This is a genomic window from Chryseobacterium sp. S0630, from assembly GCF_024158915.1.
Lineage (GTDB): Bacteria > Bacteroidota > Bacteroidia > Flavobacteriales > Weeksellaceae > Chryseobacterium.
On the sequence record NZ_JAMZGF010000003.1, the window covers coordinates 76243 to 89839 of the forward strand.

Genomic DNA, 13597 nt, shown 5'->3' on the forward strand with positions numbered 1-13597 from the left:
TAAACTATTGCTGCTGTATCAGATATTGTAGATTGGGATCATTTTTAATTCTTTCTAATTCATCTGTGATGATACTAAGAATATCGGTTTTAACCTTATTGTAGTTATGGTTTATTTCTGTCTTCAAATGATCCTTACCATCTTCATCATCAAAAGAACGAATTTGCGGTATAGGATGATAATCTTTCAACTCAGCAGAAAGTTTTGCATTATCTACAACAATTTCAGAATGAAATATTTTCTGTTCTATCCTCTGATCAAAGTTATCTGAAACAGCACCTACAAAAAATCCTTGTGTTAAGGTTGAAATTTTAGAAGCGGGAATTAAATAATCTAACTGTGTTGAAATTGATGTCGAAGTATCGTTTCTGTTAATGGACAAACTCTGTCTTTTTTGAAGTACTTTTCCGAAACGCTCCGAAAGGCTTTTTGCGGTTTCACCCACAACCTGGCCGCTAAAGATATTTCCAACGGTGTTTTGAATAACTTTACTTTCTTTATCTCCATAATCTCTAGTCAGTTGAGAAAAGTCTTGGAATCCCAGGCAAACTGAGACTTTATTGCTTCTTGCTGCTGCAATCAGATTATCAAGCCCCCTAAAATAAATAGTTGGTAACTCATCTATAATAACAGAACTTTTAAGTCTGCCTTTTTTATTAATAAGCTTTACAATCCTCGAATTATACAACCCCAAAGCTGCAGAGTATATATTCTGGCGATCAGGGTTATTTCCGACACATAATATTTTGGGCTCTTCAGGATTATTAATATCCAATGAAAAATCATCTCCTGTCATCACCCAATACAACTGTGGAGAAATCATCCTCGATAATGGAATTTTCGCGGATGCAATCTGACCCTGAAGCTGGTCCTGCGCCCCTCCTTGCCAGGCATCCATGAAGGGAGATAAATAGTTTTCCAGCTCTGAATATGAAGTTAATATGGTAAATACATCTTCATACTTTTTGTTAAGCAGTTCGATTGCGTGTGGAAAAGTACAATACTTACCTCCCTCATAAATTTTTAAAAACCAGATGATCGCTGCTAACAATATAATAGGACTTTCAACAAAGAAATCTCCTTGCTTTTGTATCCAGCTTCGATTGAGATTCAACATGATGGTGTAAGCAGCCTCATAAGCATCGGAGATATCTGTCATGAAATTTGGATTTAATGGATTACATCGGTGGCTTTTTCGTGGATCATCAAAATTAATGATGTAAAATTTCGGTTTCACTTTATATTTATCGCTATGCTTCAGCAGGTGATTGTAGGCAATGGATGAAAGATCGTCGAATTTAAAATCGTAGATATACATACTGAAGCCTTTCTCTATATGCTGCTTAATATAATTGTTGATAACAGCGTACGATTTTCCCGAGCCTGGAGTACCAAGCACAATTGAAGCTCTAAAAGGATTCACAATATTTATCCATCCTTTATTCCATTTTCCTTTGTAATAAAATTGAGTAGGAAGATTGATGGAATATTCATTTTCGACCAGTTTGGTTTCCTGCCAGAAACTCTCATTTTCGTTGTTGAATACATCGTCCATTAAATGGGTACTGAGCAATCGGGTCATCCATACGCCTGCCATTAATAAGGCAATATACCCTAATGAGATCGTAATGAAATATAGGAACAGGGCTGTTTCTTGAGAGGGATTTAGCAATGGTGTATTGAGGAAGAAAAGCACAAAGCCAATACTTATTGCTAAGAAAATTTTTGTCCAAGTTATCTTTTCATTTTTTACTCCTTTAGTTCCCAAACAACTCAACGCCAGCAAAACCACTGCAAATACTTTGGTATAAAGGGGATGCGAAAACAGACCTCCCGTTCGGTCAAAGTTTGCTAATATTTTATTGATTATTTCCAATGTCCAGCCCCGTTCCAAAAAGAAACGATAGCAAAACCAATAAAGATGCATCAGTACCAAAAGAATACTGACTGCACGCATAAAGGCCATTATCTTAGCGAGCCCTCTTAAGTCATCTTCTCCCTGCATTCTCAATAATTTAGATTAACAAAGTGAAAAATATTTAATTTAGTATTTCATCATAGAAATTGGCTTTCAATGACTTTCTATTTCATTAAATTTCTATGGTATAAAATGTTTTTACGGAAAACCGTAAAGAGACTTCCAGTAAACCCTTTAGATTTACAAGAACTAAATATTTAATTAATATGGCAGAATTTAAAGAAGATGATTTACTTTATGACGATTATGAAACTACAACTACACCAAGTGATGATCCTAAATACATCGGAAAAAAAGATAAGGATAGGGTAAATAAGAAAGAACGTTATGAAGTTAAAGATTTTTGTAACTCATTTTTAAAAAAGCATAATTTAGAAAAGAAGGTTAGTTTTCAACAAGTTGAAAAATTAATTCGACTTCCTGAGGCAAGCAATATTGTTATGAGAGATGAATTGATTAAGTTCGTTGAAATACATTGGAAATAGTTAAAAAATCATTATAAAATATAGTAAAGTTCACATAAGGTAACTTTGCTATATTTTTAACGATTAGGTCTTTTCTTCTTTTTTTTCTTTAGCTGATTTAAAAAATCAAGTTCCTCATAATCTTCCCCTTGTGCTTCGGGTATTAAATTGCCCAACGCTTCAATCAAGGCATCTTCGTGTTTATCCGTTGATAAAAAGTCAAACAAATGATAAGTTTCTTCCACAGGAAGATGTGTATCATTTGATAATGATTTGGGGCTTAATACTCTCGGATCTTTTATCTCTGGTTTGATATTGCTGTTCCAATAGTCATTAAAGTGATTGGCCGCAAGCTCTTTTCCTAAATTTGATCCATTCCAAACTGTTTTAGAATGATGGTCTATGAATGTTACCCCATAGATTCTTCCTTTTTCATTTTTACGAATGACAGTATCAATATGATGTTGAGCTAATTGTCTTTTAAAATCAGACTCATTATCTGTGGACTGAAAAGTTGTAAGAATAAGAGATTTAAGATCTTTTTGTAAAGGCTTATTTTTCAGACTGAGTTTACACTTCTCAAAATGTAATTGTAAGCTTTCAAGTCCAGCTGTTTTCCCAAATAAAGAAGCTTTAAGTGCATGTCCTGTCTTTTTTCCATCATCAGATAAAGGAAAATATAGCAAACCCTTTTTCAATTTCCCATGCAATTCACCTTCTATCTGTTCGGTAGTTATATTATAGAGAGAAAGTAATGCGTTGTATTCTCCGAATGTTTGGAATTGGTAATATTCGCTAAGATGGCGAATAACTGAAGAAATCTGGCTTTTTACATTACCTTTTTTGTAATCTACAGCACGAAAAGTTTTCATATTCTGATGACTTTGTTTTTCAGTTGCCGGTTGAAGTCCGAATTCTTTTTCCAATTCTCTACAGATTTTCATTGACCTTACTTTTTCAAATTGATCAGAAATCTTTTTACCATTTTCATCTACGCATACAGAAACAATATGGATATGGGAACGGTCAATATCAGTGTGTTTGAACACTACAAAAGGCTGCTCTCCATAACCCATCTCACGCATATACTGCTCTGCTATTTCTTTGTATTTTTGATCAGAAACATGGTCTCTGGGATCGGGATTAAGAGAAATATGGAGCGTATGTTTTTCTGTTTTTTGATTAGCGATCAGATAAGGCTCAAATGATTTCATCAACTGTGGCACAGAATATTGTCCATTCAGGGTTTCTACCATTTTGCTGGTCAAAATAATTTCTCCTTTCTCCTGTTGTATCTTGGTATTATTGTATGACAAAACTCCAAAAAGATTGTTGCTTCTACCAATTTTTGCGATCATTCTGCCTTATTATTTTGTAGATTCTTTTGATGGAATTCTTCGGTAATCTTAATGACATTTTTAAAAATTTCAATCATTTCTACCGTTTGTTTTTCCAACTTGTACAGAAAAGAAGCTGCTTTTTTTTCAGAAAAATGAGTGTAAAGAATCTTCACGATCTGATTGTAATTAACGCCTACATTACGAAACTGGCTATGAAAGGAGGTCAACCGCATATAAAAATCTAAACTTCCCTTATCAATTTTTACCGTTTTTATGGGTTTGTTAAAGATACAGGACGTTATAAAATGAGCTTTAACTTTCATTCCTGACTGATCAAAAAGTTCAAGAAACCGGGAATGCTCTGCTTCATTTAAAGAGATGGTATATCTAATCTTGGCAGGATCAACTTTAGGATGTCGTCCTCCCTTTTTCTTTTGTTCATTGTTTTTATCATTCATAATCTTCTACTTTACTCTATAAACACCGACTTCGGAGGTTGTTTTTCTGCCCCCTGCAAGGGCAAGTTGTTTTTAGCATCGGAAATCATTTAGAGATGCTCAAAACACAACTTGCCCCTTTCGGGTGAAAGGAAATTCTATTAAAAAAGCAGATGGAGTACTGCATAGTATAAATAGAATTCAACCTCTTAAGATTCCTCTGTCTTCCTGGAACAAAATAAGCCACAATGATTTGTAGAGACGGCATTAGAGAGAAAGCCAAAGACAGTCACTTAAAGCCAAAAACGACCATTACACAGCTTCCAAGAAAGAAATATTATTCATTTGGATCAGAGTGAAAGCAGGATTTCCTGGCTGCGGATGTTACAGAAATCTTGAATAGTGGAAATCCAGCATGCTGGCCTTCCTGACTTCCCGCCAGCACAATATCATTTTTGAGAGACAGAAATCGGAAAATCAATCGATCAGGATTGTAAGATGGATGACATTCATTACATAATGCCGGAAGTCAATATAGCTTTCAGGAATCACGGCCAACATTCGTAATAGCTATGATTCCCTCGTGAGATTATTAAGGTTTGAATGCTTTCCATCCCTCATTCTCTACAATTTGATTTAACTAAAATTCAATTATAATGACAACAAAAAAACAACCCACCATTATTGCATTTTCTACTCAAAAAGGAGGAGTTGGAAAAAGCACATTTACAACACTTATCGCAAGTATTCTTCATTATCGGATGGGGTATCAGGTCACCGTCTTTGACTGTGATTTTCCACAGTACAGTTTACTCCAGATGAGAGAACGTGATTTGAAAACGGTAATGCAGAATGAAATCCTAAAAAAGATGGCTCACAAACAATTTACGAGTATCAATAAAAAAGCTTATCCTATTTTCCAGAGTAAAGCCGATCAGGTTTTAGATGAAATAAAGATGTATGTTGAAGGATCCGAAATAACACCAGATGTTATCTTCCTTGATTTACCGGGGACCGTGAATACTGCAGGTATTTTACAAACCCTAACCAATGTCCATTACATTTTTTCTCCCATTACTGCCGATCGCGTCGTACTGGAGAGTACACTGAGTTTTACTGATGTTTTAACCAATGTATTGATGAAAGAAAATCAGACAGGGATCCGAAGCATTCATTTGTTCTGGAATCAGGTGGATGGAAGAGAAAAGACAATGTTGTACAAAAATTACAGTAAGGTAATCTCAGATTTAGGTCTACAGCTTATGGAAACAACCATTACAGACAGTAAGAGATTTCGGAAAGAAGGGGAGTTGGTAGCAAAGACGGTTTTTCGATCGACTTTACTGCCTGCAGATCCTAAGCTGTTAGTTCAATGCAGACTGGATCAATTTATAGAAGAATTTTTGAAAATTATCAAATTATAGCAGTATGGAAAATGATAAAAATAACAACGAGGTCCAAGGTATTGATGAACAGTATTTAATGTCTATTATGGCTGGAAGTGCCCAGAAAGAAATACCGATTCAAAATGCAGATCCTCCAAAGAACAAAGAAGTACAAAAGCATACATTGAAGAATAAGAAGAATAATGAAATAACTTATGTTGAGCAGTTTCTAACCCATCATACAATGACTAAGCGTGGTGATAAAAGTATCTATATCCGTTCTGAATATCACGAGCGTTTATCTCGTATTATTCAGATTATTGCAGAAGATCAGATTCCATTGTATGCCTATCTGGATAATATTCTGGCTTACCATTTCGAAATGTTTGAAAAGGAAATTACAGAGGATTACAATAATAAATACCGTCCAATTTTTTAATGTATCATTTTATGGAACAAATAATCATTATAGGTCTGCTCATTATTATCATTCTTATCCTTTCCGAAAGAAAGTTTTCCACCAGTATCCCCCATAAAGAGGACTCTTCTATGAAAATGAATATTCCAGCTATTATGGGTGAGACCAGGGAAAAAGAAAGACTGGTATTACCAATTGATGCCAATGAAAGACAAGGTCAGCCTGCTTTACTTACGGTTGATAATTTTGATTCAGAAACCAAAGAGGAATTATTAGGAGATGTTGCTTTAAAGAAAGGTCTTGATGATATTCTCATTAAAAACGATGAGCTGGAGCAAGAGGATGAAGATGGGCTATATGAAAACTCTATTATTGAAAGCGGGTTTGCTACAGGGGTTACCTTTCAGGAATTGAGTACTGTGGGGCAGTTGCTTCAGCAGGATTTGTTGGAGCTTGACTTAGAACAACAAGCAGCAGAAATAATTCAGAAAATTCAGGGAACCGAGCTTTTTGATCTGTTAGAGAATTCATTAGGAGAGGCTTCAAAAAGAATTGGCAGCTTGCTAAGGGAAAGTATTCCAGATGATGACAAGATTATTTCTTCTAAGCGGAGTAATTCTTCTGATAGTTTCGATATTGGGGAGTTTGTTTAGGCAAATTCCCCTTTAAAGATGTGATGTAACGGAACTTACTCGGGTCTTTTATCAAACAATTCATGGAGTTTCTGCTGCAGAACTTTTTTGTCAGGAAGCTGGGTCTTATATTCGGAAACCATGGTGGGGGACAGGCTTCTGCTCAGGGCATATTCTACTACTTCGCTATCTTTATCTTTACAGAGCAATACTCCAATGCTTGGATTTTCATTTTGACGTTTAACATCCCTATCCAAAGCTTCTAAATAAAAATTAAGCTGCCCCAGCTGTTCAGGTTTAAATTTGTCTGCTTTCAGTTCAAATGCGACCAGGCATTGTAAACCTCTGTGAAAGAATAGAAGATCAATATAAAAATCCGAATTCCCAACTTGTATTTTGTATTCTTCGCTGATAAAAAGAAAATCTCTGCCTAACTCCAGAATGAAGTTTTTCATCTGCAGTATCAGCCCTTTTTGAAGTTCGCTTTCACTAAACGTTTCGGGTAAGTTTAAAAAATCAAATACATAACTGTCCTTAAAGGTATTAGCAATTTCAGGGTTTGTTTCTCTCAACAGTGTTGAGAGATTTGAATTTCCGAGCATTGTTCTTTCAAAAAGACTGCTGGAGATTTGTCTTTCAAGTTCCCTAAAACTATAGTTTTCCTGTTGGGTCAGTTTGATGTAAAATTCTTGTTCTTCAATTGATTTGCAACGTGAAAAAATAGCCAGATTATGAGACCAACTGATTTCTCTCAACAGTGTTGAGATTTTTGGAAACTCGTTGTAGGTTTCATAAAACTGCTTCATTCTCCAAAGGTTTTTATCTGAAAATCCTTTGATTTCAGGTTCATTAGCTTGGATGTATTGAGCCAGTTCTTTGACCACAGATTGTCCCCATTCACTCAGCTCTACCTTCCTGCTGATATATTCCCCAATATTCCAATATAAATCGATCAGTTCTTCATTGACTTTTCTTATCGCATTGTTACGAGATCGGGTGATGAGTTCAATAATGTCAGTGAACCTTTTATCCATGATTGTCTTTTTGAAATTCGACTACAAATTTACAATTAATTATAAACGAATACTGGCAATTGTCGTGTTAGTTTAAAGCCAAAAGCTTCCTAATGATGCCATTAGCCCAAAATAATTCAAAGGCTCAAACATCTTTGTTCCATAGTTCCGCAAAGTGCGGTACATCATAACAAATTGAAGTGTTTAATTATGAAAGAACAAAGAGAAAAACTACTGGTATTAGGTTTAACCTATATAGCAGTAACAGGTGTTTTTGGTCAGGGTAATGGCAGTGCCGGAATCAATGAGGCCACACAGATGGTCACCTCTTATTTTGAACCGGCTACCCAGTTAATTTATGCTATTGGTGCGGTAGTCGGATTGATTGGAGGCGTCAAGGTTTACAACAAGTTCAGCAGCGGAGATCCTGACACCAGTAAAACGGCTGCCAGCTGGTTTGGAGCGTGTATATTCCTGATTGTAGCTGCTACTATCCTGCGTTCATTCTTCCTTTAAAAATCTCCGATTATGAATACGTATCATATCAATAAAGGAATAGGACGGACGGTAGAATTCAAAGGGTTGAAGGCACAGTACCTGTTTATTTTCGCAGGAGGATTGTTAGGGATACTGATCTGCATGATGATCATGTATATGGGAGGCGTCAATACTTATTTGTGCCTGGTTATAGGGGCTGCCTGTAGTGGTCTTTTGATCTGGAAGACTTTCGCCTTGAATAGAAAATACGGAGAGCATGGTCTGATGAAAAGGGGAGCCCAGAAAAAACATCCCAGGTATATCATTAGCCGCAAGAGTATTTACCACTATCTGTACACTAACCGTAAAAAAACTTCAACATGAGAAATTCCTCCAAAACGGCAACGTTGGAGAGTAAATTTCCCCTGCTTGCTATAGAAAATAATTGCATTATTTCAAAAGATGCAGACATCACAGTTTGTTTTAAGGTAAGACTTCCGGAATTATTTACGATTGCCTCGGCTGAGTACGAAGCCATTCATTCAGCGTGGTTCAAGGCGGTTAAAACGCTTCCTGACTATACGGTCGTTCATAAACAGGATTGGTTCATTAAAGAAAATTATACTCCGGACCTTTTGAGAGAAGATCAAAGCTTTCTTTCCAAATCTTTTGAAAGGCATTTTAATGAAAGACCTTTTTTAAATCATTATTGTTATCTGTTCATTACAAAGACCTCCAAGGAAAGAATAAGGATGCAGAGTAATTTTTCATCTTTGTGTAAAGGCAAACTGATTCCGAAAGAGATTAAGGACAAAGAGGTAATTAATCGTTTTATGGAGGCTGTCGATCAGTTTGAGCGGATTATGAAGGACAGTGGTTATATCCATTTGGAAAGAATGACCGAGGATGAAATTTCAGGTAGTGCTGAAAAATCAGGACTCCTGGAACAGTATCTCACCTTATCTCGTGAAACTCATCCTTCATTGAAGGATATCAAGCTGGGTTCAGAAGAAATGCGGATCGGCAACAACCGGCTCAGTATGCATACCTTATCGGATACCGATGATTTACCAGGTACTGTTTCATCTCACAGCAGATATGAAAAGCTAAGTACGGACCGCAGTGACTGTTTGCTGTCTTTTGCATCTCCTGTCGGGCTGTTATTAAGCTGCAATCACCTATATAATCAATATTTGTTTATTGACAACAGTGATGAAAATCTGTCTAAGTTTGAAAAATCTGCAAGAAATATGCATTCACTGGCAAGGTACAGCAGAGCCAATCAGATCAATAAGGAATGGATTGAAAAGTATCTGAATGAAGCCCATTCTTTTGGTTTACAATCGATACGTGCCCACTTTAATGTGATGTCATGGTCAGATAATCCGGCTGAGTTGAAGCAAATAAAAAACGATACGGGAAGTGCCTTAGCACTGATGGAATGTAAACCCCGTCATAACACTACAGATACAGCCACTCTGTACTGGGCAGGCATTCCCGGGAATGCTGGTGATTTTCCGAGTGAGGAAAGTTTCTATACATTTATTGAGCCAGCGCTTTGCTTCTTTACTGAAGAAACGAACTATCAGGATTCTCCTTCTCCTTTCGGAATCAAGATGGCAGATCGTCTCACAGGGAAGCCGATTCACCTGGATATTTCTGATCTTCCCATGAAACAGGGGATTATTACGAACAGGAACAAGTTTATCCTTGGACCTTCGGGAAGTGGCAAATCCTTTTTCACGAACCATATGGTCAGACAGTATTATGAGCAGGGAGCTCATGTGTTGCTTGTCGATACAGGAAATTCTTATCAAGGATTGTGTGAACTGATCCAAGGGAAAACAAAAGGAGAGGATGGAGTGTATTTCACTTATACAGAGGACAATCCAATTGCATTTAATCCATTTTATACTGATGATGGGGTTTTTGATATCGAAAAACGGGAAAGTATTAAAACACTGATTCTCACCTTATGGAAAAGAGATGATGAACCCCCGACACGATCAGAAGAAGTTGCATTGTCCAATGCAGTAAGTGGCTATATTGAAATGATTAAGACTAGCGAGCAGGATCCCTCATTTAATGGATTCTATGATTATGTCAGGGAGGATTATCAACAAGTGCTGGAGCAGAAGAAGGTCAGGGAAAAAGACTTTGATATAGCCAACTTTCTCAATGTATTGGAGCCTTATTATAGGGGTGGGGAATATGATTACCTGCTCAATTCCGAAAAGCAGCTGGACCTGCTGTCCAAGCGTTTCATTGTTTTTGAAATCGATGCCATTAAAGATCATAAGATTCTGTTTCCCATTGTGACCATCATCATTATGGAAGTTTTTATCAATAAGATGAGAAGACTGAAAGGAATTAGAAAACTGATCCTCATTGAAGAAGCGTGGAAGGCCATTGCCAAAGAGGGAATGGCAGAGTATATCAAATACCTGTTCAAGACTGTCAGAAAATTCTTTGGAGAAGCCATTGTAGTGACTCAGGAGGTCGATGATATTATTCAGTCTCCAATTGTTAAGGAAAGCATCATTAATAATTCAGACTGTAAGATTCTACTTGATCAGCGTAAATACATGAATAAGTTTAATGACATTCAGGCAATGCTCGGACTAACGGATAAAGAAAAATCTCAGGTATTGTCTATCAATATGAATAATGATCCAAAGCGACTTTACAAAGAGGTTTGGATCGGATTGGGTGGAACGCACTCTGCGGTCTATGCCACTGAAGTATCAACTGAGGAATATCTAGCTTACACCACCGAAGAGACAGAGAAGATGGAAGTAATGAATCTTGCATCAGAACTTGATGGTAATGTAGAGCATGCTATCAAGAAGATTTCTCTAAAGAGAATCAAATCAATCAAAGACAATTAATCAACACCTATTTACACCCATGAAAAATTTAATCATTAAAACAGTATTGGTGGCATTCTTCGCTACCTTCACCCTTGCAAAAGCACAATTTGTCGTTACCGATCCTGCTAATCTTGCATCAGGTATTTTAAACTCTGCCAATGAAATTGTGCAGACTTCATCAACGGTATCGAACGTTGTAAAAAACTTTAATGAAGTCAAGAAAGTTTATGAACAAGGCAAAGAGTATTATGACAAGCTGAAAGCCATCAACAATTTGGTAAAAGATGCCAGAAAAGTGCAACAGACTGTTTTGCTTGTAGGGGATGTTTCCGAGATGTATGTCAATAATTTCGGTAAAATGCTCAATGATCCGAATTTCAATGCACAGGAATTATCTTCCATTGCCAATGGTTATTCAGCATTACTTACTGAGAGCACTGAGCTGCTTAAAGAACTCAAGGAAATTATTACTTCTAATGGTCTTTCTTTAAACGATAAAGAAAGAATGGATGTCATTGATCGGGTTTACAAAGAGGTCAAGGAATACCATAATCTGGTAAGATACTATACCAACAAAAATATTTCAGTGAGCTATCTGAGAGCTAAAAAGCAGAACAACACCCAAAGGGTGTTAAATCTTTACGGAACCTCTAACCAAAAATACTGGTAATATGGAGCCGACGAATTTACATGAAGTTCTACGATCAGTATATGAGGAAATGATGCCTTTGTGTGCTGATATGGCCGCTGTAGCAAAAGGAGTTGCGGGTTTAGGAGCTTTGTTTTATGTTGCCATCAAAGTTTGGCAGTCCTTAAGCCGTGCTGAGCCCATTGATCTGTTTCCGATGCTCAGACCATTTGCCATAGGGATCTGTATTATGTTTTTTTCAACCATGGTGCTCGGAAGTATCAATGGTGTTTTGAGCCCTATTGTTCAGGGAAGTCATTCGATGTTGGAAAATCAGGTTTTAGATTTGAATGAATTACAAGAGAAAAAAGATCTTCTGGAGAGAGAAGCCATGCTTAGAAATCCGGAGATGGCTTATCTGATCTCCAATGAAGAGTTTGATAAAAAGCTGGAAGAGCTTGGTTGGTCACCTTCTGATCTGGTCACCATGTCCGGTATGTATATCGAAAGAGAAATGTTTGCTATCAAGAAAGACATACGGGATGGTTTCAGAGAGTTTCTGGAGATTCTTTTTCAGGCAGCAGCGTTGGTCATTGATACGATAAGGACATTTTTTCTGATTGTACTTTCCATATTAGGACCTATTGCTTTTGCAATTTCAGTGTGGGATGGTTTTCAGACCACTTTAACCCAATGGCTGACAAGGTACATCAGTGTGTATCTCTGGCTTCCAGTTGCTGATATTTTCAGTTCTATACTGGCCAAAATTCAGTCACTCATTTTGGAGCGGGATATTGAAATGCTGGCCGATCCCACCTTTATTCCGGATACTTCCAATACGGTTTACATCATCTATATGGTGATCGGAATTATAGGATACTTTACTGTACCTACGGCTACAGGTTGGGTAATTCAGGCTGGCGGAGCAGGAAATTTTATGCGTAATGTCAATCAGACTGCCACGAAGTCAGGAAATATTGCTGGAGCAGCGACAGGCTCAGCAACAGGTAACATTTCAGGAAAGTTATTAAAATAAAAATACAGTAGTATGGAATTTAAATCATTAAAGAATATTGAGAGTAGCTTTAAGCAGATCCGGTTGTTTACGCTGGTATTTACAGTGTTCTGTTTTGGAGTTGTAGGAGTGGTTGTATTTAAATCTTATCAGTTTGCTGAAGAGCAGCGCCAGAAGATTTATGTGTTGGATAACGGTAAGTCTCTGATGGTGGCACTTTCTCAGGATATGTCGATCAACAGGCCTGTTGAAGCCAGAGAGCATGTCCGAAGATTTCACGAACTGTTTTTTACGGTAGCACCGGATAAAAATGCTATTGAAAGCAATGTCAAAAGAGCCTTCAATCTTGCTGATCAATCTGCATTTAATTACTATAAAGACCTTCAGGAAAAGGGATATTATAACAGAATTATTTCGGGGAATATTCAGCAGAGAGTGGAGGTAGACAGCTTAAAGGCCGACTTTGAAAGTTATCCATATACCGTAAAAACCTACGCCAGACAATTTATCATCAGATCAAGCAACCTTACCATAAGAAGTCTGATCACAAACTGTTTATTGGTTAATTCAGTACGGTCTGACAGCAATCCTCAGGGATTTACCATTGAAAAATTCAACGTCCTTGAAAACAAAGATATTGAAACCGTAGAACGTTAAAAGTACCTTATGAAAAGAATAAGAGATAAAATAGAATATTACGCCTTGCAAGCGGATAATCGTTGGAAAATTCTTCCTGTTAAGCGACAGAGATTATTGACCAAGCTTTTTTTCGGAGGATATGCTTTACTCACTTTACTGGTAATTGTTAGCATCTGCATATCGACAGTTCAGAGGAATAATGAAATATCGATCAATCATATTGATGGAGTTTCTAAAAACCCTCATACGAAAGATACCATACAAGCTGATAAGATTAACTCATTAATAAAGAAATAAAAGG

General features: G+C 36.8%; 15 protein-coding genes. 11 read left to right on the forward strand and 4 right to left on the reverse strand.

The annotated features are described in order from the left end of the window. Positions 1 to 4: 4 nt before the first annotated feature. Positions 5 to 2005: a conjugal transfer protein MobC gene (mobC, locus tag NK356_RS02095; RefSeq protein ID WP_253316129.1), complete on the reverse strand. Its 2001-nt coding sequence runs from the start codon at positions 2003 to 2005 to the stop codon at positions 5 to 7. 179 nt (positions 2006 to 2184) lie between these two features. Between mobC and NK356_RS02100 the strand changes: the two genes are divergently transcribed. Beyond that, the gene (locus tag NK356_RS02100) at positions 2185 to 2463 is read left to right on the forward strand and encodes a hypothetical protein (protein WP_253316130.1); all 279 of its coding nucleotides are present in this window, start codon (positions 2185 to 2187) and stop codon (positions 2461 to 2463) included. Between the two features lie 56 nt (positions 2464 to 2519). On the opposite strand, the gene mobB is transcribed toward NK356_RS02100, so the two are convergent. Together mobB and mobA are read right to left on the reverse strand one after the other, a co-directional pair. Further along, positions 2520 to 3800, reverse strand: a complete 1281-nt coding sequence (gene mobB / locus NK356_RS02105) for a conjugal transfer protein MobB (protein ID WP_253316131.1) — start codon at positions 3798 to 3800, stop codon at positions 2520 to 2522. Continuing rightward, a complete protein-coding gene (mobA, locus tag NK356_RS02110) occupies positions 3797 to 4240 on the reverse strand; it encodes a conjugal transfer protein MobA (protein WP_253316132.1) in 444 nt (147 codons plus the stop codon). Before mobA ends, mobB begins: the two co-directional genes overlap by 4 nt. A 635-nt stretch (positions 4241 to 4875) precedes the next feature. Between mobA and NK356_RS02115 the strand changes: the two genes are divergently transcribed. The 3 genes from NK356_RS02115 to NK356_RS02125 are packed head-to-tail and all read left to right on the forward strand — an operon-like array spanning position 4876 to position 6675. Then, positions 4876 to 5643, forward strand: a complete 768-nt coding sequence (locus NK356_RS02115; protein WP_253316133.1) for a ParA family protein — start codon at positions 4876 to 4878, stop codon at positions 5641 to 5643. Between the two features lie 4 nt (positions 5644 to 5647). Continuing rightward, positions 5648 to 6043, forward strand: coding sequence for a DUF3408 domain-containing protein (locus NK356_RS02120; protein ID WP_253316134.1), 396 nt, complete (start codon positions 5648 to 5650; stop codon positions 6041 to 6043). Positions 6044 to 6054: 11 nt separating this feature from the next. Further along, complete coding sequence (locus NK356_RS02125) at positions 6055 to 6675, forward strand: hypothetical protein (protein WP_253316135.1); 621 nt, start codon at positions 6055 to 6057, stop codon at positions 6673 to 6675. A gap of 35 nt (positions 6676 to 6710) precedes the next feature. Here the strand turns inward: NK356_RS02125 and NK356_RS02130 are convergent, their stop codons facing one another. Then, positions 6711 to 7688, reverse strand: a complete 978-nt coding sequence (locus NK356_RS02130) for a YhcG family protein (protein WP_253316136.1) — start codon at positions 7686 to 7688, stop codon at positions 6711 to 6713. Positions 7689 to 7877: 189 nt separating this feature from the next. On the opposite strand from NK356_RS02130, the gene NK356_RS02135 reads away from it, so the two are divergent. Genes NK356_RS02135 through NK356_RS02165 form a run of 7 tightly spaced genes read left to right on the forward strand, consistent with a single transcriptional unit; the run spans position 7878 to position 13593 of the window. Beyond that, the gene (locus NK356_RS02135; protein WP_253316137.1) at positions 7878 to 8183 is read left to right on the forward strand and encodes a DUF4134 domain-containing protein; all 306 of its coding nucleotides are present in this window, start codon (positions 7878 to 7880) and stop codon (positions 8181 to 8183) included. Between the two features lie 12 nt (positions 8184 to 8195). Then, on the forward strand, positions 8196 to 8528 hold the full coding sequence (locus NK356_RS02140) for a DUF4133 domain-containing protein (protein ID WP_253316138.1): 333 nt from the start codon (positions 8196 to 8198) through the stop codon (positions 8526 to 8528). Then, the gene (locus NK356_RS02145; protein ID WP_253316139.1) at positions 8525 to 11032 is read left to right on the forward strand and encodes a TraG family conjugative transposon ATPase; all 2508 of its coding nucleotides are present in this window, start codon (positions 8525 to 8527) and stop codon (positions 11030 to 11032) included. Before NK356_RS02140 ends, NK356_RS02145 begins: the two co-directional genes overlap by 4 nt. A 19-nt stretch (positions 11033 to 11051) precedes the next feature. Next, on the forward strand, positions 11052 to 11684 hold the full coding sequence (locus NK356_RS02150; RefSeq protein ID WP_253316140.1) for a DUF4141 domain-containing protein: 633 nt from the start codon (positions 11052 to 11054) through the stop codon (positions 11682 to 11684). 1 nt (position 11685) lies between these two features. Further along, positions 11686 to 12678: a conjugative transposon protein TraJ gene (gene traJ, locus NK356_RS02155; protein ID WP_253316141.1), complete on the forward strand. Its 993-nt coding sequence runs from the start codon at positions 11686 to 11688 to the stop codon at positions 12676 to 12678. Positions 12679 to 12690: 12 nt separating this feature from the next. After that, a complete protein-coding gene (traK, locus tag NK356_RS02160; RefSeq protein ID WP_253316142.1) occupies positions 12691 to 13314 on the forward strand; it encodes a conjugative transposon protein TraK in 624 nt (207 codons plus the stop codon). 9 nt (positions 13315 to 13323) lie between these two features. Further along, on the forward strand, positions 13324 to 13593 hold the full coding sequence (locus tag NK356_RS02165; RefSeq protein WP_253316143.1) for a hypothetical protein: 270 nt from the start codon (positions 13324 to 13326) through the stop codon (positions 13591 to 13593). Positions 13594 to 13597 lie beyond the last annotated feature (4 nt).